This window comes from Allobaileyella intestinalis (assembly GCF_009695865.1).
Lineage (GTDB): Bacteria > Bacillota > Clostridia > Peptostreptococcales > Anaerovoracaceae > Allobaileyella > Allobaileyella intestinalis.
On the sequence record NZ_VUNB01000004.1, the window covers coordinates 94,329 to 117,729 of the forward strand.

The following is a 23,401-nucleotide window of genomic DNA, read 5'->3' on the forward strand; positions in this document are numbered from 1 at the left end:
ATGAATATGATGGAACTGAAATACGGATGCAATCCTAATCAGAAGCCTGCGTCCGTTTCAATGGAAGACGGATCGGATCTTCCCTTTACTGTTCTTAATGGAAAGCCGGGATATATCAATCTTCTGGATGCTCTTAACAGCTGGCAGCTGGTTAAAGAACTTAAAGAAGCAACAGGCCTTTCCTCAGCAGCTTCTTTTAAACATGTAAGTCCAACTTCTGCAGCTGTTGGAAGACCTATGAGTCAGAGACTTAAGAAAGCCTGCTTCGTAGATGACGTAGATGGTCTCGATGATTCTCCTATTGCTACTGCCTATGCCAGGGCAAGGGGAACAGACAGGATGTCTTCCTTCGGAGATTTTATTGCCCTCAGCGATGTATGTGATGAGACCTGTGCAAGGCTGATCAAGAGGGAAGTATCAGACGGAATAATTGCTCCAGGTTATGATGAAGCTGCCCTTGAGATATTGACAAAGAAGAAAGGCGGCAAGTACCTGGTTCTGCAGATGGACCCAGCTTACGAACCACCGGAACTGGAGAAGAAGCAGGTGTTCGGAATTACTTTTTCCCAGAAGCACAACGATGTTAAACTGGACAGTTCCTGCCTCACCAATATCGTAACGGAAAATAAAGATCTGCCGGAAGAAGCTAAGGAGAATATGATTATTGCTCTCATAGCTTTGAAGTACACTCAGTCCAATTCAGTTGCATATGCTTACGATGGACAGTGCATTGGCGTTGGAGCAGGACAGCAGTCAAGGGTCCACTGCACAAGGCTGGCCGGCAGCAAAGCAGACAACTGGTTCCTGAGGCAGTCAGACAAGGTTCTTAATCTTCCATGGAAGGATGGTATTAAGAGACCGGACAAGGACAATTTCATTGACAGATATATTGCAATGGAAGAGACCCCTGAGGCAACAGGCAACTTTAACTGGGAAGAAAAATTTACTTCAAAGCCTGAAGCTTTTACGATTGCTGAGAAAAAGGAGCTCCTTTCCCAGGAGAACGATGTGGTTCTGGCTTCAGATGCATTTTTCCCGTTCAGCGATAATATCGAGAGAGCACTTGAAAGCGGAGTGAAGTATGTTGTTCAGCCAGGAGGCTCTACAAGAGATGATGTTGTGCTGGATTGCTGCAACAGAAACAACATGGTAATGGTTTTCAACGGAATCAGACTTTTCCACCACTAATTTGTAAGAACGGGGCTGCCTGCAGAAGGTGGCCCTTCGTTTTATGAGTCTGGAATAGGGTTCCGCAGTGGATTTTGAAGATAATTTATGGAAGGAGAGTCCAGATGAATGACCTGCAGATAGATTATTTTATGGCTGTGGGAACAAACCTGAGTTTTACAAAAACTTCTCAGGAACTGTATGTGTCTCAGCCTGCCATATCAAAACAGATTAAGCTGATGGAAGAGGAACTGGGAGTACGGCTTTTCTACAGGAACAACAAGAAAACTGAATTAACTGAAGCAGGAAAACTGTTTTACGAATTCTTTGGAAACTACAAGGCAGGGTTGAAAAACGTAAAGGAAAAGGCTGTTCAACTTCAGGAAAGAGAGCGGAGAACCCTGAAAATCGGTTTTATGGAGGGATGGGATCTGACGCTGATTCTGCCTGAGTTAAATCGCAGAATGCAGGAAGCCTTTCCGGGAATACAGATTGAGATTGATTGCGGAGGAATAAAGGATCTGGAAGCTTCCCTTCTGAACGGAAGGCTGGACATTGTGATGACACTGCACAACAGCCTTTATGACATTGATGATCTGGAATGCAGAGATATAATGGAATCCCGCAAGATTCTGATGTATTCATCAAAATGGTCATCTGATAACTCAATTAAACCTGCAATATCAGATTTCAAAGACAAGACATTTGTTGCTCCGTCCTGTATTATGAACAGCGTCATCGAAAGAATTATTACTTCCTACTGCAGACCTTTCGGGTTTACGCCTGAGATCAAGTTTGTTCATAATTTTGAGGCCATGATTACTTATGTGCGGAATGACATGGGGGTAGCCTTTGCGGACTGCTGGAACTGGGCAAAGCATTCTCATGACATAAAGTATTTCGATGTGGATATCCAGGACAAAATCTGTGTGGTTACCATCGCCAGAGATTCAAGGCCGGTGGTAGAAACAGCTTCCCGCATTCTGGAAGAAATAACAGTAAGCAACAAAGAAAAGATTAATGAAAGAAGTTCCTGAAAAATATACAATCCCGGAAGTCTTGACAAGCCAGGATTGTTTTTTTTAATACCTTGAAATTACAGGCCTGTAGCCTGTTGTTTTTGCATAACCTGCAGGTTATGCATCTAATACCTTGATAATAATTGTACAAAGTTACCGGGATTCTATATTATCTCATTGAAAGACGTTATTCTTTTCACGATTACTACTTTGCAGGAGGATATAGAACAATGGTAAAGAGTAAAAAGCTCATGGCAGTGAATGCGCTTATATTGGATCTGCCACTCAGTATAGTTGTAACTCTGGTAGCCCTTCTTGTAGGAAAGAACTTCTCAACTCAGGCATTTATAATGAATTGTATCCTGGCTTACATCATTACATTCCTGATCAATATGTTTGTTCCTTTCCCTAAATGGGGATTTGCATTTGCATCTAAGTTTGCACAGCCAGCTACGTTCAAGTTCGGTGTTTTCTTCAACATCCTTGTGGCTGCTGTGTTCACAATCATACTTGATATTGTAATGGCAGCAGTAGGCGTACTGATCATTGCACATCAGCCATTCATCGTATTTGTCTTCGCAGCACTGGGAACTTTCATTCCGTGCTACGTTACAGCTTTTATCGTTGCATTTATCTGCAATGTTCCAGCTGACAAGCTGAGCAGAGCAATCTGCCATGAACCTGCAGATTATGAGCATAAGTAGTATTCATTTTTACCGTCAGTAAGACGGACAGAATAGAAGTTATAGTCCAAAATCATTTTAGAAATTAAAATCTGATTATGAAATCAGGAGGAAGAAATCAATGAAGATTCTGGGAATTTCGCTGGGAACTAAGAACGGAAACAACGACACAATGTGCCGTGTAGCTCTGGAGGCTGCAAAGGAGAAGGGCGCTGAGATCGAATTCATTCATCTCTTTGACTGGGACATCAGACCTTGCACAGGTTGTGTTGCATGTTCAAGAGCGCTGGTAACAGGCAAGGGCATGGTTTGCTCACAGAAAGATGATTTTAAGGCTCTCTATGAGAAAATGGTAGATGCAGACGGAGTTCTGTTCGTTGACCCGATCTTCGAATCAGGCTGCACCGGTCTCTTCCACACACTTATGGACAGAATGGGACCTGGACATGATACAGGTCTGATGCTGGGATGCTGTGAGAAAATGAAGGAGCAGGGCAAGGAGCCTCTGGACATGAAGTACTTCAAGCAGAAGGCTATTTCCTTCGTTGGAATTGGCGGATCTGACTGGGCTGTAAGAGTTGAGACAGACCATGCTATGCTGGCTATGAGCCCTGGCTGGAAGGTAGTAGACAACGATTACTTCTCATGGTCCAAGGATGTAATCATGCAGGATGACAAGGTTGAGCGTATGAGAGAAATCGCAAGAAACCTGGTAGACGCTGCACAGGACATTGCTGACAGACACCTGATGATCTTCAGCCCTGAGAACGACAAGCTGGATTACTGGAAGGGCAAGAAAGGTGCATGTCCTCACTGCCACGGAAACAATTTCTATATCCACCCAGGCACAGATGTTGCTGAGTGCGAACTGTGCGGACTTAAGGGTAAGCTGGTTCTGGACGGAGATGTAATGACATTCAAGTTCGATCCTGCAACTGAGTTCCATGCTCATGACATTCTCTCTGGAAAGAAGCTTCACGGAGAAGATATTTTCGAGAACGAGGGAAGACTGATGGGCCTCAGCAAGGACGAGGAGTTCAAGGCACGCAAGGCTCACTACACAGCTGTTGCTGAACCAATTCCATCACCATCCAAGGCAAACTAGTATAATATGTTGAATTAGTTATTCAATTGCCGGAGACATTCTGTCTCCGGTGTTTGTGAATAGGGCAATTATGCCGGTACCGAAGAGGTACATGAAAGGAGTAACAATGAAGAGACCTGATTTTTATCCGGTCAGGAGTCTGATTTTTGTAGATCTGGCTCATGAAGACTACAGAATCAAGCTGGAGAACTGGTTGTACAGATATCATGTTCCGGATAGTATTTCACAGTTCGGACCATATGTTTCAAAATATGCTTTCTACCAGGCTCTGCCTGTTCCTCCAGGGGGAGAGAGATTCGGAACTGTAAGAATGCAGATGACTGAGCATTACTGGCTGGCAAATCCTAATGACATAAGGGAATTCGTACACCATAAGGCACTGACAGAATTTTTCCCTAAGGACGTACTGATCTGGCAGAACAACCTGCCTGACGAGGGACATTCTCACTTCATCACAAAGGGAGAAGAAGAGAACTTCGAGGGTGATGACGCAAGATCCACAAAGGGTAATGAGGCTCTTGGAACAGTTCCATTCGTATTTGCCTTTGTTCCTGTATGGTGGGAAGATGATTTCAAGGGCGAAGGAAGAACTGTAGAAGACGGCCCTAACTACAGATGGCAGTTCATGGTAAGATATCCAGAAGGTGTCAGCCGTGAGGAAGGCGATAAGTGGCTGAAGGAAGAGTTTATTCCTGCATTCACAGACTGCGAAGAGGTGACAAGATGCCTCTCCAGCAGAATCATGAAGGAAGTTAACAACTGCGATTTCGACAGACTGGTCGAGATGTGGTTCCCATGCCAGACAGCCTGGGTAAACGCAGTTGAGAAGGCATCCAAGAAGTGCAAGAAGCCTGAATGGGCTGAGACTTCAGACTTCCCATATCTGAAGAAGTCTTATGGATTTACAGGAATTTTCCTGTCTGATATTGCAAGATCAGACAACATGACTCAGTACCGCGGTTATATCACAATGAGATAGGAACTGCTGATGAGTCAGAAAAGCAGGAAAAAAGAAATACTCACTTTGGCGTTGTTAGTGGCTGTCTTACCTCCAGCCTGGGCTGTGGCAGCTCCATATCTTGGTAACAGTGTGGGGCCCATTGCACTGATCAGCGCAGGCATATACGGAGCCAATAACAATCAGTTCAAAGATGCTCTGAAAATCTCCATAGGATATCTCCTTGGAGATCTGTGGGCACTGGTGGCGTCAATGGCAATGTCTGTAAACTTTCTGAACATGAATATAAGACTTTTCCTGGTGCTGTTCGTACTCGGCTTCATAGTAGTTGTAGTTTCCAATGCTGTGCCTAAGTTTATATACATGCCTTCCTGGCTTGCCGGGTGGGCTATAGGAATGCTTACAATGAACCTGGATACAACAACTCCTAGATTGTCACTTACAGTTCAGATTGCTGCAGCCATGCTTGTTGGCGTCTACTATGTAGGTGCTCTCATGGACAAAATTCACAGAGTGATAAACAATAATTAAGAAAGGAGAGAATTAGATGCCTAAACATTTTTATTCAAAGGGCGAAGGTAACGACGGTTATATTAAAAACCTCGAAGTTCTGTCGTTCTGCGGCATGGATGACAGCTGCGGAATGTTCCAGATGGCCCTTTACAAGACAAAAGAAGGCAGATACCTGCTCTACGGTGCAGCATTTGCGGCCGGACCAGCCGGAGTTGGTATTATGATCAGTGATGTTACTGATCCTAAAAAGCCTTTTTTCATTAAGAAGTGGCTGCCATTCTCAATTGAGGAATATCCAACTACTTCCATACCAAAAGTTCAGATTGCCGACGACAAGCTGATCTTCGCACTTACATCAGGAGCTGGTCCTGGTGTTCTTGTAGGAGACAGGGATAAGGTGAAGAGTCTTCAGGGTATTATGATCTACAGCCTGAAGGATGATCCAGAGAATCCTGAGTTCCTTGGCTACTGGGACTGCGGAGTTCCACATTCAATGGGCGTCCACAGATTCATGTATAATGGCGGAGACTACGTTCATCTGTCTGCGGAGGCAATGGAATTCGAGGGCATGATTTACAGGATAATCAATATATCTGATCCTGCTCATCCAGTTGAAGAAGGAAGATGGTGGGCACCTCATCAGTATGTTGACGGATATCCTGGAAGAACAGTAGATCATTCAGCACCACACGTACCTGACTTCATGGATAAAGGATGGCTTCACGGCCCGCCATTCGTAAAGAATGGAAAGTGCTACATGGGTTACTGCGGAGACGGCCTGATCATTCTGGATGTAAGCGATTTCAAGAGACCAAGGGCTCTTGGTCAGCTTAAGTTCATGCCGGCATTCTCCAGCCACCTGGCAGGTGCAAGAACTCATACAGCTCTCCCTCTGCCTGGAAGAGATCTGTGTGTAGTTATGAACGAAGGTGAGAGATTCGAGTTCTTCGAGAAGGGATCAATCAAAGAGGCACAGGCATTGAACAACATCCATATGGTAGATGTAAGAGATCCGGCTAAGCCTACTCTGATTGCCGAGTTCCCTTATCCAGAAGTTCCAGAAGATTTCCCTGCACCAAACTTCAATACTTATGCACTGGGATGTCAGGGACCTTTCGGACCACACAACCTTCACGAGCCAATGGATGGAAAGCCATGGCTGGAGCAGAGAGGAGACGTTGTATATGATGCCTACTTCCACGCAGGCCTGAGAATATACGATGTGTCTGATCCTTTCTACATAAAGGAAAAGGCATACTTCATTCCTCCAAATCCTACAAACAGATTCTTCCCGTTCCCTGGACCACACATTTCATCCACAGAGGATGTTGTTGTTGACGACAGAGGAAATATCATCATCGATGCTCTGGAAGATGGATTCTACATTCTTCGCAAGACATACGAAGACTAATAAGCTAACATCGGACTTTCATCACAGTCCTTTTAAGAACTCTGGAGATTATTTCTTCAGGGTTCTTTTTTATATTCAGACTGTGGTCTGAAAATGGTACAATAACTCTTAGCTGTATAAGGCATATCTGTTCAGTTTTTCATGTTTTAATTGACGTTTTATCATGGAGGTAAATAATGAACGATTTCAACCAGTTACCGGTATTCCAGAACGGTGCAGCACAGCCTGTATTTCCTTTTACAGATGGCAAGACTGGGGAAGCATACGATCCCGCCACTTCTGCCATCGTCCGCTGCTGCGTCTATGTTGAGACAGACTACGACATGGACGGAGATGGAAAAAGAGACCTGGTAAAGGCCTTCGTTCAGGTTCCCCGCAGTGCAGCTATGGGAAATTACAAGGCAGCTGCAATCTATGAGGCTCGTCCATACTGTGCAGGCATCAACGCTGATGGTTATGACCACATGAAGGAGGTGGACTCCAAAGAGTATCCGCCATTTGATATTTGCAGAGATCTTGACAATGAAGCACCGGCCAGAGTTCCTGAAGGCAGGATGACGACATTGGAAGCTTCCATGAACGCCCGCCCTTCGGACTGGTATTTTCCGGATAAAGGAAACAGCGGATCCATGTGCTACGAGAACATAGATAATTTCAACTACTATCTTGTAAGAGGATTTGCGGTAGTCACCTGTGCCGGATTCGGAACCCTGGGCTCAGACGGCCTTGAATTTGTGGGATCCCATTACGAAAGAGACGGGTTTAAAGCTGTTGTTGAATGGCTTCATGGAGACAGGACAGCATATGCTGACAGGAAGGGTACCATTGCAGTGGATGCCGACTGGTCCAATGGAAAAGTGGCCATGACAGGTCGTTCTTATGCGGGCACCATGCCTTTTGCCGTTGCAACTACAGGGGTTCCCGGCCTGGAAACCATAGTACCAGTAGCAGGTATTGCAGATTGGTACAGCCAGCAGAACCAGCAGGGAGCCCAGCGCTACTGGCCTGAGGAGGTGCTGAACAGCTTCCTTTCGTATTACTGCACCAGCCGTTATAACGACCCGGAACTGACAGAGAAAATGCGTAACAGGCTGGATGCTTTTCACCACGCCCTCAGCCTTGAACAGCTTAAAACAGGCACTGACTACAGCCCGTTCTGGGAAGATGGAAACTACACCCTGGCAGCAGATGGCCTTAAGTGCCCGGCCCTGATAGTCCACGGACTTCACGACGAAAATGTATCTACCAAACAGTTCGAAATGATGTTCGATTCATTCAAAAAGGCAGGCCAGAACGTGAAGCTTCTTCTTCACCAGGGACCTCACATAACGCCCGCAATGCAGAACAAAGGATACAGCCTTCGTGTTAACGGAGAATTCTACGAGGATATTACCAACCGCTGGTATTCCCACTATTTGTATGGCATAGAAAACGGCGCTGAGAAAATGCCTGAAGTCCTGGTCCAGAACAACAGGGATCAGCATATCTGGGAGACTGCAGATTCATGGCACACGGGAAAAAGCCTTGAACTTCAGTGGCCTGACGAGGGTACTGCCACCATTAATACAGACTGGGAGGCAGCTGGAATAAACCAGGAAAACTTTGATGAGAAGATGAGTACCGCCTCGTCCAACATGAACATGAGATTTCTTACTGAACCCCTCCAGGACGATCTCATTATTCAGGGAACGGTTCGTGTGGACTTTAGTGCTGCACTTTCAGCAGGAGACCCGGCCAATGGATACCATGGGGTAAACGCTCATGACGCAGATAAGCTTACTTTTTCCATAGGAACTTCTTCCGGAAAACAGGATGACCTTAAGCTGACACTGCTTCTCTGCGATGTCTGCGACGAAGAATTCGAGAGCATCTCGGCAACAGATCCTACGAGAAATGTCATACCTGTTGATGTGGTAAGGGAAAAAGAATTTCCAAACGGCGGAGAGCTTCCGGCTCTGGACGAGGGAGAGTTTGCCACATCTTCAAAGAAGTACAACGTAATAACCAGGGCATATATGGACCTGTGCAATCCGGGAGCAGGCTACGATCCTGTAACGGCTTCTGATGGAATAGAGCTGGTAAAAGGGGAGTATCACAACTATCAGGTGTTCCTGAATGCCACAAGGTACACCCTTGCAAAGGGACACCGCCTGGCAGTAGTCATCGGAACGGAGGATCCTGTTTTCTGCCTGATTCACAAAACATATTCTGCCGACATCCAGACAGGATCGGTAAAAGCCGAGATCCCGTATTTCGGGAATTTCAGCGGTGGGTTGAAATAAGTGCTGAATAAAATGGCCGTGGCTGCTTCACGAAAAAAGTGTGGTGGCCACGGTTTTATGGTGCAGAGAATCTGCAAATCAGGGGATATGTATAAGTAATTACATGCATTAGATATAATGGTACTTATTTCTGTATCTAGCCAGCATGTAAAATGTCAGCAGGAGGCATAGTACGTCGGAAACTACAACCACAAGCCAGAGCCCGTCTGTGCCAAGGAAAAATGGCAGCAGATAGATGAATATGAGCTGCAGGACCAGGGAACGGGCGACCGAAAGCATAGCGGAAATACCACCGTTGTTCAGGGCGGTAAAGAATCCAGAACCGAATATGTTTATTCCCATGAAAAGAAAAGCAATGGAATAGATCCTGAAGCCCCTTACCGTCAGGGCCATGAGATCCAGGTCGTAGCCCACGAAAATGTTTACCAGCAGCCGTGAAGCCAGCTCTGAAAGGACGGTGATGACGAAAGAGGAGATGATGAGCATTCTTATGGAGCTCTTAAAAAGATTCTTCAGTTCGTTTTCATTTTCCGCACCGTAGTGAAATCCTATTACAGGGGAAATTCCCATGGTGTATCCGAAGTAGATTCCCGTAAATATGAAATTCACGTACATGATGACACCGTAGGCTGCCACCCCGTCTGTACCTGCGTATTTGAGAAGCTGCAGGTTATAAAGCATTCCTATAATTGATGAAGCGCTGACCGAGAGAAGCTCCGAAGAGCCGTTGGTGCTGGCTTTCGCAATGTCCCGCCAGTGAAAATGGGTTTTTCCAAGGCGAAGAGGTGAGTTGTTTGGCATCAGGAAGAACAGCAGTGGTATCAATCCGCCTGCGTATTCACTGATTACTGTGGCATAAGCTGCGCCGGCCAGTCCCCATCTGAAGACCCCTACGAAAAGCCAGTCCAGCACCATGTTTGTGCATCCGGAGATTACTGTGACCACAAGGCCCATGTGAGGTCTTTCTGCGGTTATCATGAAGCTCTGGAACATCCGCTGGAGCATAAAAAGTGGAAGGCTAAGCATGTTGATTCTGGTGTACTGTACGGCAAAGGGCAGCATTTCATCTGTTGCACCAAGAAGTCTGCACATCTGTGGAGCAATAACAGCCCCCACTATACCCAGGATGATGCCGCTTATAAGCAGTGCGTAGGTCAGCAGGGAAAAAGTTTCGTTTGCCCACTTTTTTTCTCCCATTCCCAGGCGCATTGATACCAGTGCGGTACCGCCGCTTCCGAACATGAATCCGAAGGCAGATAATATCATTATGAATGGCATGGCCAGGTTAAGGGCGGCAAAAGGCACGGAACCAACGTAGTTGGAAACGAAAAATCCGTCAACTATGCCATATATGGAAGTAAAAATCATCATGCAAATGGAAGGGAGGGTGAAACGAATCATCTTTCCATATGAAAAATGATCTGAAAGCTGGATGGGCTTCTTGTTCTTTTTTATTTTCAGCATGGTGATCATGGTCATCTCCTGGTGTTATCAATCTGCTCTGTTATCTCGTTTAAAGACCTTTCATAGCGCTCCATGAGCATTAGAAAGGTCTCCCGTTCATCTTCAGTCCACTGGTCGAAAATGCCTGACTCCAGTTTCATGAAGGGAAATATTTTTTCCCGGGCTATGTTTTGTCCCTTGTCTGTAAGCGTCATCTGTCTCTGACGGCTGGACCGCTCTCCCAGTACCAGCCATCCTGCTTTTTCCATGCGTCTGACAGATGAGTTCACGGTCTGCTTGCTAAGTCCTGTAAGCTGTATAATCTCACTTTGAGTGAATGGACGTTGATAGTCGCAGAGCATGTAGAGTATGGTGAGCTCACTGTCTGCCAGTCCCATTCTTCCGCTGGCCTTGTGAAAGTCGGCGTTAACCTTATCCCATATTCTGTTGAATCTTTGAAGTGCAGTGTTGTTATTCTGTGTCATATCTTTATGGCCTTTATATGTATTCTCTGGTGGAACGTGCAGAAATTATCGGATCGTTCTAAGTTTAAAGTCCGAAATCGGACTTTACTGATAACAGGATAGTCCGAAATCGGACTTTTGTCAAGAGCCGGAGGGTAACTTTGGGATGGGATAATGTAATACATTGGATGATGTTCATGTTAAAATAAACCATACTGTCACAATCCGGAGTTATTTTAGATTTGAAAAAAATGGAATCATGAAGATCATAAAAGAGGATATTAAAGAGATTTATTCAAAAGAAGACGTCGCAAAGAGAATGGACAGGGCACGGAGTGAAATGCCTCTGAAGACGAAAAACCACCTGGAGACTTTCAACGATGGAATTCTGGCCATTCTCATTACCATTATGGTACTGGAAATCCCGGTACCTTCTGCAAATGTGTCTTATCAGATGTTTATTCGAAGCATATTCGTGTTTCTTGTAAGTTTCTTTGTGGTTGCCAACTTCTGGTACGGACTTCACAGGGAGTTTCTCACCTTCGATAAAGCCGACCACTGGGTGATCATATCAGACTTTGTTTTCCTGGCCGTCCTGTCTCTGATTCCCGTTACTACAAAATGGATTATCAGCAACAGGTCCAGCCTGGCGGTAATAAACTACGGCGTGGTATATATGATTTCTACAGTTATGATGCACGTCATAATGTTCTGCGGGCACCGTACACATTTTAAGGCTTACAGGGCGTATTTTGTCCGGGCTATGCTTACGAACTTTATAATTGTCATTTTGATAAATGCAGTTCTTATTGCCATTGCAGTTTACCGGCCGCGTCTTGCTTTCTATCTCTATCTTGCGTTGCCGATAATATCATTTTTCGCCCCGGGTCCGAAAATCTCAAGTTTCATAGTGAAGAACATGAGGAAGAAAAAGCATCGAAGGGATTGAGACTTTCCTTATGTAAGGCCTTTTGCAGTTAGATATTGGAAGTGTTAAACTGTTTTCAGAATCTAGTCAGGAGGGAGCTAACGGGGATGCTCTAAGGAATAAATCTGAGAGAAATTATGATAGCAGAAACAATTCAGAAAAACTTATCCGAACCGGATTTCTATAAAGATATTCCAGTGCCTTTTGCTGTCTTTCAGCCGGTTTATGACGCTAGCCACAGGAAAGTGGTGAATGCGATCTACCTATATGTCAACCAGGCCTATTGCCAGATGGCCGGATACAGCAGGGAAGAACTGACTCACCATTATTTTCTGGATATATACCCGGAGGGCGATGTGTGGTTCGCATATTGTCATGAAGCACTGGTGAGGAAGGAACCAGTTCATTCATGTTTTTATTCGGAAGAAACGAAGCACTGGCTTGATTTTACAGTGGGGCCTGCGTCAATAAAAGATGCTGTTGCTTTCATATTTAACAATGTTGACGATTCTGTAAGGAAGACGAAGCGTCAGAAAAAAACTGACAATATCATAATGGGGATCACGAAGATTCTTAATAACGATGAAGAATTTGAAACAAGCATGAATCACGCCCTGGAGGAACTGAGCAGGTACATCCATCCAGACCGCCTCTATGTACTGGAGACAGATGGTTATACTGCAAGCAATACCTTTGAGTGGTGTGCCCGGGGAGTTGAACCTGAGATCCAGACGTTACAGCATCTGGATTACAATGATTATCTACGCGGATGGGAAAAGTACATGACAGACAGTTCCAGCGTGGTCATTGAGAACATAGAAAATCTGAAGGCTGATGATTTTGCTGATTATGAGAACTTGAAACGGCAGGGAATCAGATGCATTGCTGCCGCCCCGTTTTACAACAGCGGAAAGCTCATTGGCTACCTGGGAGCAGATAATTATAAGGAAAATGAGCTGATCAATACACAAGCCGTACTTAATTCAATCTCTTACTTCGTAGGAGCAAAAATCGTCAATCACAGGCTGATGGAGGACCTTAACCGGATGAGCCACATGGATATCCTGACAGGAGTCCACAACCGCAATGCCATGATAGAAGAGATAAATGCTCTTGAGAGTAAGAACGTCGCAACAGGTATTATCTATGCAGATGTGAACAATTTGAAGCATATTAACGATACGAAAGGGCATGAAGCCGGAGACCAGGCACTGTGTTGTTCAGCAGATAAGCTGGCCTTTCATTTCGGAAGGGGAAACGTGTACCGGGCAGGAGGAGACGAGTTTGTGGTTATCATGCCTGAGGTGGGAGAAGAGGATTTCGAAGCACGGCTTGGAAAACTTAATACAGAACTGCAGGAAAGCAATCCATACAGATTTTCTTTCGGGGCCTGCTGGTGCCCAAACAGCAACAGAATAGAAGAGGTCCTTCGCGTGGCAGACCGGGAAATGTATGAAGCAAAGAGAAGATTTTACCAAAAAGAGGGCGTGGACAGGAGAAGAAAAAATTACTGAAGTATTTAGTTAAGGCATGTTTTGTGACAACTAATTGATTTAAACACTTGAACGGATATAACAGAAAAACCGGCCTCTGAGGCCGGCCCGGCAACTACGCCTGATCTGTTATTCTTTTCCAATGTCCACCAGCTTTGCACCTGTAAAATCTGCCAGCACCTGTGGATCTATTATGATCTGAAGTCCGCGCTTTCCGCCGGAAATGTATATCTTATCGAAAAGTATGGCGGTTTCGTCAATAAAGGTGGGATACTGTTTCTTCATTCCAATAGGTGAACAGCCTCCCCGCAAATATCCGGTAAGGTTGAAAATTTCCTTCACGTGAATCATCTCAACCTTCTTTACTCCTGCAGCCGCAGCGGCCTTTTTCAGGTCCAGTTCCCCGCTAACTGGTACAACAAACACATAGAGCTCATTGTCATTTCCCCTGGTTACCAGGGTTTTGAATATCTCTTCTTTTGATATGCCCAGATAGTCAGCTACATGATCCCCGGAAAGATCTGATTCATCATATTCATACTCACCAGTTTCATAAGGAATATTTGACTGGTCCAACATGCGCATAGCGTTGGTCTTTTCTATTTTATGTTTCTTCATGTAATATTATTTCCTTTCAAAAAGATTTCTCTCTCCCGGTTTTTTCCCGGGGAAGAAATATCTATGAAAAATTTCATATCGTCATTATATATAGAGCACAAGATAGAGGTTATCACCAGGAGCTTTTATTAGCAATAATTTATTTATAAGCAGCAACGTTAAAATAATCTCGTTTCAATTTCCGACCAAAGTGACAACAATAAACAAGCAAATAGTTCATTTTAAAAATATTTCTTCACAAAAATGACATATTTATTTGATAACTCCTTGACGAACTGTATCAAAGTGACTATACTAATTCACAAGTGAATTGTCACTTTGCGTTGTCACTTAAGGTTTCTCTCTCATGCAAAGTGACCGAAAGGAGTATTATGAATATTGTTCTAGTAGTTGGGACAATCGTGGTTTACATGGTCGGTATGATCGCGATTGGTGTCAGCGTATCTAAGAAAAACAAATCGACCGACGTTTTTTATCTGGGTGGACGTCAGCTGGGACCTTTCGTCACAGCAATGAGTGCTGAAGCTTCAGACATGAGCAGCTGGCTGCTTATGGGACTTCCTGGTGTTGCTCTCTTCGGAGTAATTGGCGGAGGCGGAACATTTGCAGAGGCATTCTGGACTGCAGCAGGACTGGCAGTTGGTACATATCTCAACTGGCTGATTGTTGCAAAACCTCTTAGAATCTATTCTGAGCACATTGAAGCCAATACTATTCCTGACTTTTTCTCAAATCGTTACGGAGAGAAGAAAGGTGTACTGCTGGCAATCAGTGCTATCATCATAGTGATTTTCTTCGTTCCTTACACAGCATCAGGATTTGCTTCTGTAGGAAAACTGTTCAATACATTGTTCGGTGTTGATTATCACGTAGTAATGATCATCGGAGCCCTTGTAATTGCTCTTTATACAATTCTCGGCGGCTTCCTTGCTTCTTCATTCACAGATTTTGTTCAGTCAATTATTATGACCATTGCTCTGGCAGTTGTTCTCTGGTTCTGCATAAGCACCGGAGGTGGATGGCACGATGCTATCAATGCTCCAAACAAAATCGTTCCTGGATATTATAACCTCAATGCACCTGACGGATCATACACTCCGCTTACAATCATTTCAAACTTTGCATGGGGTCTTGGATATTGCGGAATGCCTCACATTCTTCTTCGTTTCATGGCTATAGCAGACGACAAGAAGATTAAGGTTTCCCGTCGTATTGCCAGCACATGGGTAGTAATTTCCATGGGCGTAGCCGTTCTCATCGGTGTTCTCGGATATGCAGTAGCAAAGAACGAGGGATACCTGGGAATGTCAAATTTTGACCCAGAAAGAATCATCGTTTACATTGCTGATACTATAAGCAAGATTAACCCATTTGCTGCTATTATCGGCGGTCTGATCCTCTCCGGAATTCTGGCATCAACCATGTCCACAGCAAGCGGACAGATGCTGGCAGCTTCATCCAGTGTATCCGAAAACCTGGTCCACAGATTTTTCTATAAGGATATGCCGGCAAAGAAGGGTATTCTCATTGCTAGAATCACAGTGCTTGGTATCACCATTCTGGGATGCATCTTCGCATGGAACCCAGACAGCTCAATCTTCCGTATCGTATCCTTCGCATGGGCCGGATTCGGCGCATCCTTCGGACCTCTTATGCTCTGCTCACTGTTCTGGAGAAAAACTAATCTCAAAGGTGCGGTTGCAGGCGTGCTCTCCGGAGGAATAATGATCTTCGTATGGAAGTTCCTCATCGCTCCTCTGGGCGGTGTATTCGGAATCTACGAACTGCTTCCATCCTTCGTATTTGGACTTATCGTAATCATCATCGTAAGCCTTGCTACAGGTGGACCTGATGAAGAAGTTGCCAAGAAGTTCGATGAAGTTATGGCAGTAAGAAAGAGCGGCATCAGCATTGCTGAAGATATCGCAAATGTAGAAAAATAGCTTATTAACTAAATTTTCCAGTCCTTCAAATTACAGAAAAACCGTCGGTGGTTTAATCCACTGACGGTTTTTCTGTTGTGTCTCAAAATCCTTCATCTTTCAAATTGCCCGGAAATGATACAGAGAAAAATACGAACAAATGTTTCAAAAAATTGTTGACATGGTCAGCAAGGTCTTCTATAATTCACATATCAAAAGAACAAACGTTCTGAACATACATTCTGAACAAATATTCGTAAACTGCACGGAGAGGTGATTATAATGAAGGCAGCAAACACAGCAATAGCAAGGAATAAGAGCCATAAGAGCATTAGAAATACTGTTCTCGTAATGACAGCGGTTATCCTCTTTATTATGATAGTTTTCAGTGCCTTTTCCGGTGTTGAATCAGACGCCTCCACTGCGGACACATACAGACAGGTGCAGGTATCTCAAGGAGAGACTCTCTGGGAGATTGCATCAGAATATAGCAGCAGTAATCAGGATGTTCGCACAACTGTAAAGGAAATATGCGAGATCAACGATATCCAGCCGGGAGATATCCAGGCAGGGGATACAATCTTCGTTCCGGTACAGTAAACGCGAAGATTAAATGACCTGCAACCATGTATTTCTGACAAATCCCATCTAAGTTACATATTTCAGAAATACTTTCCAAATATACAGCCGGCAGAGTGGTTGCTCTCAAGGGTCGGCGTTGCTCCTGAGCCTTGCATGCTGCATCCATGCAAGGCTTTACTTGTACAAATTACTTTACTTCTGGTTCAGGGTTTCCCGTATAATTTTTTCTACCAGGGGACGGCAGTTGCCACAGCTTGTTCCTGCTCCCGTTATTTTCTGTATATCGTTAAAAGTACGGGCACCTTCCTGTACAGCTTTTTCAATATCTGATTTGTAAACACTTACGCAGCCGCATATCAATTTGTCTTTCATTAATAATCCCCCTTGTTTTATAAACTTGATCAAATTAGTTAGATGTATTTTAGCATATGGCTTACTATTAGAAGATATAGTGAAGGTGTTAAAAATGCTAAAAAGAGGTTGAATTATATTTTGTAATCAACTACCATATTATAGGTATGTTTATGTTTAGAGCTATAAAAAATAAGAAGCTTTGGTACGATTGTGTTGGAATAAATAACTGGAGACTATCATGAAAGAGAAAATGTACTTTAACGACAATGAGGTCATCATGAATTTTGACCTAACGTATCCAGAAACAAAGACGGATCTGTTGAAATCAAGGGAGTTCCGCCGTTTTCTCGAACAGTATATGCAATATCTTGCAGCGAAGAACAGAAAGCTCTACGACTGGGCCAGGGCAGGTATGTCGGAGAAGAAAGCCATAGATGCTCTCAGCCGGTTTGCCCGTGCTTTAATTGTATTCGATTATAAAGAGATTAATGTTCAGTTTACTTATGATCCTGAAACAGCCCTGGAATTCGTTGAGCGCTGTTACGATTTCTGGAAAACTCACGAACGTTATTCTATTACTACAGACCGCCGCAGAGATGCCCAGTCTACATTCTTTGTAACGGCTGATGATCACTATAACAATCTTGTACTTTCCACATTCAGGCGCATAGAGCAGACATTAATGGGAAGGGCGAATAAGATCTATCGTCAGCAGCCTGCAGGAACAAACGCAGGCCTGGCACTGTACCGCAATGATTCTTTTACACTTGGAGATAATTACGATGCATTGCGTAAGGTAATGTTCATTGACGCCGTTATGCTGCGTACACCAATGATCCTTCATCCTAAGTCAAACAAACGTGAATGGGCATTTGAGGAGGTTGAAACAAATCCTATCTATTCTTTCAAGGGTAATTCTGAGGATTATTTCTGTTTCCCTGCTAAGGTGGGAGATCTGATGATTTTCATCTATTTCCACAGAGACTTCATGTCCAGCGGGGTATCCTGTGCAAACCTGTTTGAACTGGCTACAAAGAAGGAAACTGTAGGCAAGCCTGACTGCATTCTCATTTTTGGCAACGATGATGGTTTGAACAAATGTACTTTCTACCACGATGATGACATGGATCTGTGGGTAGGAAGTGTTACATATAATGAAAAAATTGATTACTTCGGTTACATGAAGAAGACTGTGCTGACTCTCCACAATGTGGCCATGATGGCCAAGGGGTGGCTGCCTATTCACGGAGCCTTTGTTAACATTACACTTAATGATGACAGGAGCAAGGGAATCTGTCTTATGGGAGATTCCGGGGCTGGTAAATCAGAGACTATTGAGACTCTGAAGAACCTTGGAAACGACAAGATCAAAAATATCGAGGTTGTGTTTGACGATATGGGAACTTTCCATATCGAGAACGGTCAGGTTTATGCGAAAGGCACAGAGATTGGTGCATTTGTACGGCTGGATGACCTGGATCCGGGCACTCCGTACCGTGACATGAACCGTTCAATCTTTTTCAACCCGGACAGGCCAAATGCCCGCGTTATTACACCGGCAGCACCATACTCTGTTGTTACCTCCAACCACAAGGTGGATCTCTTCGCTTATGCCAATAACTACGGCGATGGATTCGGACTTCGCAGGATTGAGGACCTGGAGGAAGCAAAGGGCATTTTCATCGAAGGCAAGAGAATGGCTAAGGGCACAACTCAGGAACAGGGACTTTCTAAGACATTCTTTGCAAATCCATTTGGACCTATGCAGCAGCAGGATCTGTGTGGAGGAATCATTGACCAGGTGTTTAACTGTCTGAAGGCTAATGGGGTCTTCGTTGGTGAAGTGTTTACTCATCTGGGAGTGGATCCGGAGAACAGCGAAGGTCTGGACAGAGCGGCACAGGATCTCCTGAGCTTTATTGAGGAAGAATAATATCCGGCAGAAATAAGGAGCCCGGTTATTAATCATAAAATCTAAACTGTGCTATAATGGCAACGATTTAAACATATATACTAAGAGGAGGGACAAGCAATGAAGATTGTTTTGATGGAGCCGCTGGGCATTTCCAAGGAAACCCTGGATAAGCTGTCAGCCACTCTTACTGATAAAGGTCATACCTTTAAGGCATATGATAGTGTAACTACTAATACAGAAGAAATGATAAAAAGAGCAGAAGATGCAGAAGTGCTGATAATAGCAAATCATCCTCTGCCGGGAGAAGTAATCAGGGCTGATAAGAACTTGAAACTTGTTTCAGTTGCTTTTGTTGGTATTGATCACGTTGACGTTGAGGCATGTAAGGAGAAGGGGGTTCTGATTTCCAATACTGGTGGATATTGTGACGATGCTGTTGCAGAACTTGCTATTGGACTGACACTGGACTGCCTGAGAAATATTACAGAGTGCAATGCAGCTGTTCAGGCAGGTAAGGGTAAAGGAAATCTTGCAGGTCATGAGCTGGCTGGAAAGACTGTAGGAATAATAGGAACCGGGGCTATCGGCCTGAGAACTGCGGCTATTTTCAAGGCTTTCGGATGCAAGCTTATCGGATACAGCAGAAGTGAGAAGACTGCTGCTAAGGCACTGGGCCTTGAATATATGCCACTTCATGATGTAATGGCTAAGGCTGATATTATTTCTGTTCATACTCCTCTGACAAACCAGACTAAGGGACTCATAGGAAAAGATGAAATCGCAGCTATGAAAGAGGGCGCCATTATAATCAACACATCAAGAGGTCCGGTTATTGAAACAGAAGCTCTTGCAAAGGCCTTGAGAGAAGGCAGAATCAAAGCAGGAGTTGATGTATTCGAGAAAGATCCACCGCTGCCTGCAGATCATCCGCTTTTGGGAGCACCAAACCTTGTATGCACTCCACATGTGGGCTTCGATACAAGAGAGTCCATTGACAGACGTGCTGACATGGTCTTTGAGAACGTAATATCATGGATGGAAGGTAAGCAGATCAGGAAAATGCTGTAGGAATTCAGCCTGTTAAGTTGCTGGAATCACCAGCAATCTCCAGCAATCTACGGAAGTTTTTTATAGAGATTTCTATGAATTGCTCCAAAATAAATTATTAAATTGCAAATGAAAATCCGCACCGGGTCCCCAGACCTGAATGCGGATTTTTGTTTTTTAAAGTTTTTAATTCAATATTGACTATAAGGAATCAGCTTACCACTGCTCTTTGTGGACCTTATCGCATGGGAATACAGGCATAGCCTTTGCCTCTGGCTGCTCATCTACATGGCCGAGAACCAGAAGTGCTTCTACCTTCATGTTTTCAGGTGCGTTGAGCTTTGAATTTACAAATTCCTCTGCACTTACTCCCTCCTGGTTAGAAGGACGGAGACGGAGCTGGAGCCATACACCACCCAGGCCCTGATCTGCTGCAGCCAGAAGCATGTAGCTCATTGCAATAGAACTGTCTTCAATATAAGTGTCAGTCTTGCTTGAGTCGGAATAAACTGCAACAGCAACATTTGCAGTTTCAAGCATCTTTGCGCCTCCCTTGCGGCAGTCAACAAGATCCTTAAGAGTATTCTGGTCTCTTACTACCACGAACTCCCAAGGTCTGAGGCCCTTGCCGTTAGGAGCCAGCAGGGCTGCTGACAGTACATTGTTCAGTTCTTCATCTGTAACCGGCTGATTATTGTATTTACGTACGCTGCGACGATTCTGCATAGCATTCAGTACACTCATCTCAATACTTCCTTTCGTTTTATGATTTGTTTTAGTAAGTCCTTTCCTTACGGCCCTATTGTACCACGATTGCTAAAAACTGGTTGAAAAATTTCCAAAAAAATCCAATTCCATACCAATATTTTCAAGACTGATGGTGGTCAAAACACATTTTTCAAAATTTCTGCCCCATGTCTATATCATAGCAGATTTTCAAGGGCCCACCAGATTCCTGTAAGGGTATCTATGCCTGAGGAGTGTCCTATTGCCAGGAAAGACTGGAGAATCTTATCTGACTGAGATTTTCGGGCTTCCGGTGATCCATTTTCAGAGCACAGCCATTGGTACAGTGATATGACTGGAACACTGAATTGATTATCAAGAGCACATTTAATAAAAGCCATGCTTATTTCATTGGTGTTCTGTAAATTCAGGCTGAGGGAATTTCGTATTTGTTCAACAATGTCCTGATTAAAAGCCTCTGGAAAAGCAGAAAATGCAGAGAGCATACCAGTAATAAAGTCGTCACCGCTGGGGGTCAGCCCTGTTCCCACTCCAATGAGGGAGGAAATGGCTTCAGCTGCAGCCTCGGTTCTGCCACAATGAATATAAGTTATGACTGCTTTGAGCTTTTGCTTTACATATGACAGTACCAGGTCATCGGGGGCTTTTGCAGGATCGGTCAAAAAAGAAAATCCGCCCCGGTGTGCTTTTTCGATTATAGATTTTATGAGATGTTTTATATCAGCATTGAAATTGTACTTATTTAAATACCCGTCGTACACAGCCGTAGAAGCATCAAAGGTGATAGTTGTTTTTCCTATAACAATGTTGTTTTCTTCAAGGACTATCTCCTGACCTTCGTGTGCATCAAGATCACGGATTTCAGTTGAGTTTAATGGAAGTATGACGCTTATGGGTGAAACAGGGGAGCCCTTAACTTGCAAGGCTATAAGCTGCCCGTCAATCATGAGGTTTATGGTTCTTTCGTAGGCGGAGTGGACGAAGAAATGATTGTCCGGGGAAGTGCCTGTTCTGGTTATTTCGTTCAATTTATTCAAAACAAATAACGAAGTTTGTTGAACTTTTATCATAGCCGAGCCTCACTTCTTTTAAATAATTGTTGTAATATAACAAAGCCTATCGGATACATTATATATAGGGACAAATACCTTTATCAACTCACATTTTATGCCGTAAAATATAATACAAAAAAACAATTTTAAATTCATCAAGTTATATTGAAGATTGCTACTTGGTAATGGTATTATTGAACCCATGAAGAGACACTAAAATTGGTTGACCACTTTTCTAAAGGTGGATTGCCATAACAAAGCTTCATCAGAATTATTTTACTTCTGCACATGTGACTTGCTATGGTCACAGGGGAGGGTAGCTATGTATGATTTACTGATTAAGAACGGCCGGGTTGTAACGCCTGAGCTTGTTCAGGAAGCAAATGTTGCTGTCAAAGACGGCAAGATTGCTGCCATTCTGTCCTGGGGTGACGAGCCTGAAGCTGTAAAAGTAATTGACGCAGCAGGAAAGGAAGTTTTCCCTGGAGCAATTGACACTCACGCTCACCTGAATGATCCGGGGTATGAGTGGAGGGAAGACTACGAGCATGGAACGGCTGCAGCTGTTGTAGGAGGATACACAACAGTTATTGATATGCCTCTCCAGAACGAGCCGGCTCTCACAACACCAGAGATCTTCGATGCCAAGCTGGCAAAAGTTCAGCCTAATGCATATTCTGATTTTGCATTTTGGGGCGGACTTGTTCCATCTAATTTCGATCAACTGAAGGGCCTTGACGAAAGAGGTGTAATCGCATTTAAGTCTTTCCTCGGACCTGTATCGCCTGACTATTCACCGCTAACATACGGACAGGCTTACCAGGCAATGAAGATCATCAAGGAGTTTGGCGGAATGGCCGGATTCCACTGCGAAGATTTTGCAATGATCAAGGAAGGTGAGAAGGCTCAGAAAGAAGCAGGAAATCTCAACTGGAGGGGATTCCTGGATTCAAGAACACCAGCTTCCGAGGTTGTGGCAACAGAGGCTGTAATCGAAATCGCCAAGGAACTGGACTGCCGTGCTCACATTTGCCACGTAAGCCATCCTGCAGCAGCAGAGAAGGTATATGAGGCACAGCTGGACGGATATGAAGTTTCTGCTGAGACCTGCGGTCACTACCTGGCATTTACTGAAGACGATGTACTGGAGAACGGTCCTCTGTTCAAGTGTGCACCTCCTCTCAGAACTCATGATGACGTTGAAGCTATGTGGGAGTACGTTGAGGCAGGAGTCTTCTCTGGACTGGCATCTGACCACTCTCCTTGCTCATACGAGGAGAAGTACAGCGAAATTCTCGGACAGAAGATTGAGAACGTATTTGATGTATGGGGAGGAATCAGCGGAATCCAGAGCTGTGTTCAGGCCATCTATTCCGAGGGCGTTGTAAAGCGCGGCGTTGATCCCACAGTTCTGGCTAACGCATGGGCTAAGCTGCCTGCTGAAGCTTTCCATATTTACGGAAAGAAGGGCGACATTAAGGTTGGATTCGATGCTGACCTGATCATCATAGATCCTGACAAGGGGTGGGAGATCACATCTGATTCCCTGTATTACGTAAACAAGATTTCAGCATTCGTTGGCATGAAGGGCAAAGGCCTGCCTGTTGCAACTTTTGTAAGAGGAGAGCTCATGGCAGAGAATGGCAAGCTGGTTGGACAGAAGGGAACAGGCCAGCTGGTTAAGAGATTGTTTTAATA

General features: G+C 44.3%; 21 protein-coding genes. 15 read left to right on the top strand and 6 right to left on the bottom strand.

Features of this window, described 5'->3' with window-relative positions:
* The 8 genes from FYJ66_RS05410 (at position 1) to FYJ66_RS05445 (ending at position 9,138) form a co-directional block, all read left to right on the top strand.
* Positions 1-1,188 carry a phosphoribosylaminoimidazolecarboxamide formyltransferase gene (locus FYJ66_RS05410; RefSeq protein ID WP_154572499.1) on the top strand — a complete coding sequence of 396 codons (1,188 nt, stop codon included), beginning with the start codon at positions 1-3 and terminating at the stop codon, positions 1,186-1,188.
* A 104-nt stretch (positions 1,189-1,292) separates the two neighbouring features.
* Positions 1,293-2,204 carry a LysR family transcriptional regulator gene (locus FYJ66_RS05415; RefSeq protein ID WP_154572500.1) on the top strand — a complete coding sequence of 304 codons (912 nt, stop codon included), beginning with the start codon at positions 1,293-1,295 and terminating at the stop codon, positions 2,202-2,204.
* 212 nt (positions 2,205-2,416) lie between these two features.
* Positions 2,417-2,890, top strand: coding sequence for a hypothetical protein (locus tag FYJ66_RS05420; RefSeq protein ID WP_154572501.1), 474 nt, complete (start codon positions 2,417-2,419; stop codon positions 2,888-2,890).
* A gap of 100 nt (positions 2,891-2,990) precedes the next feature.
* Positions 2,991-3,974, top strand: coding sequence for a flavodoxin family protein (locus FYJ66_RS05425; RefSeq protein ID WP_154572502.1), 984 nt, complete (start codon positions 2,991-2,993; stop codon positions 3,972-3,974).
* A gap of 91 nt (positions 3,975-4,065) precedes the next feature.
* Complete coding sequence (locus tag FYJ66_RS05430) at positions 4,066-4,953, top strand: acetyl-CoA hydrolase (protein ID WP_235897368.1); 888 nt, start codon at positions 4,066-4,068, stop codon at positions 4,951-4,953.
* Positions 4,954-4,962: 9 nt separating this feature from the next.
* The gene (locus tag FYJ66_RS05435; RefSeq protein WP_154572503.1) at positions 4,963-5,463 is read left to right on the top strand and encodes a DUF1097 domain-containing protein; all 501 of its coding nucleotides are present in this window, start codon (positions 4,963-4,965) and stop codon (positions 5,461-5,463) included.
* A gap of 16 nt (positions 5,464-5,479) precedes the next feature.
* Positions 5,480-6,856 (top strand): LVIVD repeat-containing protein, encoded by a 1,377-nt coding sequence (locus FYJ66_RS05440; protein ID WP_154572504.1) that lies wholly within the window; start codon positions 5,480-5,482, stop codon positions 6,854-6,856.
* A gap of 176 nt (positions 6,857-7,032) precedes the next feature.
* Positions 7,033-9,138 (top strand): CocE/NonD family hydrolase, encoded by a 2,106-nt coding sequence (locus tag FYJ66_RS05445; protein WP_154572505.1) that lies wholly within the window; start codon positions 7,033-7,035, stop codon positions 9,136-9,138.
* A gap of 108 nt (positions 9,139-9,246) precedes the next feature.
* Here FYJ66_RS05445 and FYJ66_RS05450 read toward each other — a convergent pair whose 3' ends face one another.
* Both FYJ66_RS05450 and FYJ66_RS05455 read right to left on the bottom strand, forming a co-directional pair.
* Positions 9,247-10,602 carry an MATE family efflux transporter gene (locus FYJ66_RS05450; RefSeq protein WP_154572506.1) on the bottom strand — a complete coding sequence of 452 codons (1,356 nt, stop codon included), beginning with the start codon at positions 10,600-10,602 and terminating at the stop codon, positions 9,247-9,249.
* Positions 10,603-10,613: 11 nt separating this feature from the next.
* Positions 10,614-11,066 (bottom strand): MarR family winged helix-turn-helix transcriptional regulator, encoded by a 453-nt coding sequence (locus FYJ66_RS05455; RefSeq protein ID WP_154572507.1) that lies wholly within the window; start codon positions 11,064-11,066, stop codon positions 10,614-10,616.
* Positions 11,067-11,304: 238 nt separating this feature from the next.
* Here FYJ66_RS05455 and FYJ66_RS05460 point away from each other — a divergent pair, with 238 nt between their 5' ends.
* Both FYJ66_RS05460 and FYJ66_RS05465 read left to right on the top strand, forming a co-directional pair.
* The gene (locus tag FYJ66_RS05460; protein WP_154572508.1) at positions 11,305-11,994 is read left to right on the top strand and encodes a TMEM175 family protein; all 690 of its coding nucleotides are present in this window, start codon (positions 11,305-11,307) and stop codon (positions 11,992-11,994) included.
* A 116-nt stretch (positions 11,995-12,110) separates the two neighbouring features.
* Positions 12,111-13,487, top strand: coding sequence for a sensor domain-containing diguanylate cyclase (locus FYJ66_RS05465; RefSeq protein ID WP_154572509.1), 1,377 nt, complete (start codon positions 12,111-12,113; stop codon positions 13,485-13,487).
* A gap of 108 nt (positions 13,488-13,595) precedes the next feature.
* Here the strand turns inward: FYJ66_RS05465 and ybaK are convergent, their stop codons facing one another.
* Positions 13,596-14,084 (bottom strand): Cys-tRNA(Pro) deacylase, encoded by a 489-nt coding sequence (gene ybaK / locus FYJ66_RS05470; RefSeq protein WP_154572510.1) that lies wholly within the window; start codon positions 14,082-14,084, stop codon positions 13,596-13,598.
* Between the two features lie 371 nt (positions 14,085-14,455).
* On the opposite strand from ybaK, the gene FYJ66_RS05475 reads away from it, so the two are divergent.
* Entirely contained in the window at positions 14,456-16,027 is a 1,572-nt protein-coding gene (locus tag FYJ66_RS05475) for a sodium/proline symporter (RefSeq protein WP_154572511.1), read from the top strand.
* A gap of 261 nt (positions 16,028-16,288) precedes the next feature.
* Positions 16,289-16,606 (top strand): cell division suppressor protein YneA, encoded by a 318-nt coding sequence (gene yneA / locus FYJ66_RS05485; protein WP_154572512.1) that lies wholly within the window; start codon positions 16,289-16,291, stop codon positions 16,604-16,606.
* Positions 16,607-16,780: 174 nt separating this feature from the next.
* On the opposite strand, the gene FYJ66_RS05490 is transcribed toward yneA, so the two are convergent.
* On the bottom strand, positions 16,781-16,960 hold the full coding sequence (locus FYJ66_RS05490) for a (2Fe-2S)-binding protein (RefSeq protein WP_154572513.1): 180 nt from the start codon (positions 16,958-16,960) through the stop codon (positions 16,781-16,783).
* Between the two features lie 220 nt (positions 16,961-17,180).
* On the opposite strand from FYJ66_RS05490, the gene FYJ66_RS05495 reads away from it, so the two are divergent.
* Complete coding sequence (locus FYJ66_RS05495; RefSeq protein ID WP_154572514.1) at positions 17,181-18,875, top strand: phosphoenolpyruvate carboxykinase (ATP); 1,695 nt, start codon at positions 17,181-17,183, stop codon at positions 18,873-18,875.
* Between the two features lie 99 nt (positions 18,876-18,974).
* Positions 18,975-19,925, top strand: coding sequence for a 2-hydroxyacid dehydrogenase (locus FYJ66_RS05500; protein ID WP_154572515.1), 951 nt, complete (start codon positions 18,975-18,977; stop codon positions 19,923-19,925).
* A gap of 195 nt (positions 19,926-20,120) precedes the next feature.
* Here the strand turns inward: FYJ66_RS05500 and FYJ66_RS05505 are convergent, their stop codons facing one another.
* Both FYJ66_RS05505 and FYJ66_RS05510 read right to left on the bottom strand, forming a co-directional pair.
* A complete protein-coding gene (locus FYJ66_RS05505; protein ID WP_154572516.1) occupies positions 20,121-20,648 on the bottom strand; it encodes a nitroreductase family protein in 528 nt (175 codons plus the stop codon).
* Between the two features lie 179 nt (positions 20,649-20,827).
* On the bottom strand, positions 20,828-21,721 hold the full coding sequence (locus tag FYJ66_RS05510) for an oxamate carbamoyltransferase subunit AllH family protein (protein WP_154572517.1): 894 nt from the start codon (positions 21,719-21,721) through the stop codon (positions 20,828-20,830).
* A 304-nt stretch (positions 21,722-22,025) separates the two neighbouring features.
* Here FYJ66_RS05510 and allB point away from each other — a divergent pair, with 304 nt between their 5' ends.
* Complete coding sequence (gene allB, locus FYJ66_RS05515) at positions 22,026-23,399, top strand: allantoinase AllB (RefSeq protein WP_154572518.1); 1,374 nt, start codon at positions 22,026-22,028, stop codon at positions 23,397-23,399.
* Positions 23,400-23,401: the final 2 nt, after the last annotated feature.

What these genes read in the sequence shown, in the direction of transcription:
- FYJ66_RS05410 (WP_154572499.1), top strand. Translation starts at nt 1, where the DNA reads ATGAATATGATGGAACTGAAATACGGATGCAATCCTAATCAGAAGCCT.
- FYJ66_RS05415 (WP_154572500.1), top strand. Translation starts at nt 1,293, where the DNA reads ATGAATGACCTGCAGATAGATTATTTTATGGCTGTGGGAACAAACCTG.
- FYJ66_RS05420 (WP_154572501.1), top strand. Translation starts at nt 2,417, where the DNA reads ATGGTAAAGAGTAAAAAGCTCATGGCAGTGAATGCGCTTATATTGGAT.
- FYJ66_RS05425 (WP_154572502.1), top strand. Translation starts at nt 2,991, where the DNA reads ATGAAGATTCTGGGAATTTCGCTGGGAACTAAGAACGGAAACAACGAC.
- FYJ66_RS05430 (WP_235897368.1), top strand. Translation starts at nt 4,066, where the DNA reads ATGAAAGGAGTAACAATGAAGAGACCTGATTTTTATCCGGTCAGGAGT.
- FYJ66_RS05435 (WP_154572503.1), top strand. Translation starts at nt 4,963, where the DNA reads ATGAGTCAGAAAAGCAGGAAAAAAGAAATACTCACTTTGGCGTTGTTA.
- FYJ66_RS05440 (WP_154572504.1), top strand. Translation starts at nt 5,480, where the DNA reads ATGCCTAAACATTTTTATTCAAAGGGCGAAGGTAACGACGGTTATATT.
- FYJ66_RS05445 (WP_154572505.1), top strand. Translation starts at nt 7,033, where the DNA reads ATGAACGATTTCAACCAGTTACCGGTATTCCAGAACGGTGCAGCACAG.
- FYJ66_RS05450 (WP_154572506.1), bottom strand. Translation starts at nt 10,602, where the DNA reads ATGCTGAAAATAAAAAAGAACAAGAAGCCCATCCAGCTTTCAGATCAT.
- FYJ66_RS05455 (WP_154572507.1), bottom strand. Translation starts at nt 11,066, where the DNA reads ATGACACAGAATAACAACACTGCACTTCAAAGATTCAACAGAATATGG.
- FYJ66_RS05460 (WP_154572508.1), top strand. Translation starts at nt 11,305, where the DNA reads ATGAAGATCATAAAAGAGGATATTAAAGAGATTTATTCAAAAGAAGAC.
- FYJ66_RS05465 (WP_154572509.1), top strand. Translation starts at nt 12,111, where the DNA reads ATGATAGCAGAAACAATTCAGAAAAACTTATCCGAACCGGATTTCTAT.
- ybaK (WP_154572510.1), bottom strand. Translation starts at nt 14,084, where the DNA reads ATGAAGAAACATAAAATAGAAAAGACCAACGCTATGCGCATGTTGGAC.
- FYJ66_RS05475 (WP_154572511.1), top strand. Translation starts at nt 14,456, where the DNA reads ATGAATATTGTTCTAGTAGTTGGGACAATCGTGGTTTACATGGTCGGT.
- yneA (WP_154572512.1), top strand. Translation starts at nt 16,289, where the DNA reads ATGAAGGCAGCAAACACAGCAATAGCAAGGAATAAGAGCCATAAGAGC.
- FYJ66_RS05490 (WP_154572513.1), bottom strand. Translation starts at nt 16,960, where the DNA reads ATGAAAGACAAATTGATATGCGGCTGCGTAAGTGTTTACAAATCAGAT.
- FYJ66_RS05495 (WP_154572514.1), top strand. Translation starts at nt 17,181, where the DNA reads ATGAAAGAGAAAATGTACTTTAACGACAATGAGGTCATCATGAATTTT.
- FYJ66_RS05500 (WP_154572515.1), top strand. Translation starts at nt 18,975, where the DNA reads ATGAAGATTGTTTTGATGGAGCCGCTGGGCATTTCCAAGGAAACCCTG.
- FYJ66_RS05505 (WP_154572516.1), bottom strand. Translation starts at nt 20,648, where the DNA reads ATGAGTGTACTGAATGCTATGCAGAATCGTCGCAGCGTACGTAAATAC.
- FYJ66_RS05510 (WP_154572517.1), bottom strand. Translation starts at nt 21,721, where the DNA reads ATGATAAAAGTTCAACAAACTTCGTTATTTGTTTTGAATAAATTGAAC.
- allB (WP_154572518.1), top strand. Translation starts at nt 22,026, where the DNA reads ATGTATGATTTACTGATTAAGAACGGCCGGGTTGTAACGCCTGAGCTT.